This is a genomic window from Mixta theicola (assembly GCF_002895925.1).
GTDB lineage: Bacteria > Pseudomonadota > Gammaproteobacteria > Enterobacterales > Enterobacteriaceae > Mixta > Mixta theicola.
Map to the genome: position 1 here is coordinate 1 of NZ_NWUO01000034.1, position 2,714 is coordinate 2,714.

General features: G+C 54.9%; 2 rRNA genes. Both read right to left on the reverse strand.

The annotated features are described in order from the left end of the window. Positions 1 to 2 precede the first annotated feature (2 nt). Positions 3 to 118: ribosomal RNA gene (gene rrf, locus COO59_RS20320) — 5S ribosomal RNA — on the reverse strand. Positions 119 to 214: 96 nt separating this feature from the next. Next, positions 215 to 2,714 (reverse strand): 23S ribosomal RNA (locus COO59_RS20325); the annotation flags it as partial.

Genomic DNA, 2,714 nt, shown 5'->3' on the forward strand with positions numbered 1-2,714 from the left:
ATGCCTGGCAGTTCCCTACTCTCGCATGGGGAAGCCCCACACTACCATCGGCGCTGCGGCGTTTCACTTCTGAGTTCGGCATGGGGTCAGGTGGGACCACCGCGCTCTCGCCGCCAGGCAAATTCTGTACTCACCCGCCGCCCTGCGGCCACGCGTGATTATCCGTCAACAAAGCTGAAAATACTCTCACTTCTCAAAACGCTTCCGGCGTTGTAAGGTTAAGCCTCACGGGTCATTAGTACCGGTTAGCTCAACGCATCGCTGCGCTTACACACCCGGCCTATCAACGTCGTCGTCTTCAACGTCCCTTCAGGAGGCTCAAAGGCCTCAGGGAAGACTCATCTCGAGGCAAGTTTCGTGCTTAGATGCTTTCAGCACTTATCTCTTCCGCACTTAGCTACCGGGCAGTGCCATTGGCATGACAACCCGAACACCAGCGGTGCGTTCACTCCGGTCCTCTCGTACTAGGAGCAACCCCTCTCAGTCTTCCAGCGCCCACGGCAGATAGGGACCGAACTGTCTCACGACGTTCTAAACCCAGCTCGCGTACCACTTTAAATGGCGAACAGCCATACCCTTGGGACCTACTTCAGCCCCAGGATGTGATGAGCCGACATCGAGGTGCCAAACACCGCCGTCGATATGAACTCTTGGGCGGTATCAGCCTGTTATCCCCGGAGTACCTTTTATCCGTTGAGCGATGGCCCTTCCATTCAGAACCACCGGATCACTATGACCTGCTTTCGCACCTGCTCGAACCGTCACTCTCGCAGTCAAGCCAGCTTATGCCATTGCACTAACCTCACGATGTCCGACCGTGATTAGCTGACCTTCGTACTCCTCCGTTACACTTTGGGAGGAGACCGCCCCAGTCAAACTACCCACCAGACACTGTCCCCACGCCGGATCACGGCGCCAGGTTAGAACATCAAACATTAAAGGGTGGTATTTCAAGGATGGCTCCGTGCGAACTGGCGTCCGCACTTCACTGCCTCCCACCTATCCTGCACATCAAGGCTCAATGTTCAGTGTCAAGCTGTAGTAAAGGTTCACGGGGTCTTTCCGTCTTGCCGCGGGTACACTGCATCTTCACAGCGAGTTCAATTTCACTGAGTCTCGGGTGGAGACAGCCTGGCCATCATTACGCCATTCGTGCAGGTCGGAACTTACCCGACAAGGAATTTCGCTACCTTAGGACCGTTATAGTTACGGCCGCCGTTTACCGGGGCTTCGATCAGGAGCTTCAGGTTGCCCTTAACCCCATCAATTAACCTTCCGGCACCGGGCAGGCGTCACACCGTATACGTCCACTTTCGTGTTTGCACAGTGCTGTGTTTTTAATAAACAGTTGCAGCCAGCTGGTATCTTCGACTGGCTTCGGCTCGGGGAGCAAGTCCCTCCACCTACGTGCCAGCGTGCCTTCTCCCGAAGTTACGGCACCATTTTGCCTAGTTCCTTCACCCGAGTTCTCTCAAGCGCCTGGGTATTCTCTACCTGACCACCTGTGTCGGTTTGGGGTACGATTCGTTGTTACCTGATGCTTAGAGGCTTTTCCTGGAAGCAGGGCATTTGTTGCTTCAGCACCGTGGTGCCTCGTCGTCACGCCTCAGCCTTGACCTTCCGGATTTGCCTGGAAAGTCAGCCTACACGCTTAAACCGGGACAACCGTCGCCCGGCCAACATAGCCTTCTCCGTCCCCCCTTCGCAGTAACACCGAGTACGGGAATATTAACCCGTTTCCCATCGACTACGCCTTTCGGCCTCGCCTTAGGGGTCGACTCACCCTGCCCCGATTAACGTTGGACAGGAACCCTTGGTCTTCCGGCGAGCGGGTTTTTCACCCGCTTTATCGTTACTTATGTCAGCATTCGCACTTCTGATACCTCCAGCATGCCTCACAGCACACCTTCGACGGCTTACAGAACGCTCCCCTACCCAACAACACACAGTGTTGCTGCCGCAGCTTCGGTGCATGGTTTAGCCCCGTTACATCTTCCGCGCAGGCCGACTCGACCAGTGAGCTATTACGCTTTCTTTAAATGATGGCTGCTTCTAAGCCAACATCCTGGCTGTCTGGGCCTTCCCACATCGTTTCCCACTTAACCATGACTTTGGGACCTTAGCTGGCGGTCTGGGTTGTTTCCCTCTTCACGACGGACGTTAGCACCCGCCGTGTGTCTCCCGTGATAACATTCTCCGGTATTCGCAGTTTGCATCGGGTTGGTAAGCCGGGATGGCCCCCTAGCCGAAACAGTGCTCTACCCCCGGAGATGAATTCACGAGGCGCTACCTAAATAGCTTTCGGGGAGAACCAGCTATCTCCCGGTTTGATTGGCCTTTCACCCCCAGCCACAGGTCATCCGCTAATTTTTCAACATTAGTCGGTTCGGTCCTCCAGTTAGTGTTACCCAACCTTCAACCTGCCCATGGCTAGATCACCGGGTTTCGGGTCTATACCCTGCAACTTAACGCCCGGTTAAGACTCGGTTTCCCTGCGGCTCCCCTATACGGTTAACCTTGCTACAGAATATAAGTCGCTGACCCATTATACAAAAGGTACGCAGTCACCCAACTAGTAGGCTCCCACTGCTTGTACGTACACGGTTTCAGGTTCTGTTTCACTCCCCTCGCCGGGGTTCTTTTCGCCTTTCCCTCACGGTACTGGTTCACTATCGGTCAGTCAGGAGTATTTAGCCTTGGAGGATGGTCCCCCC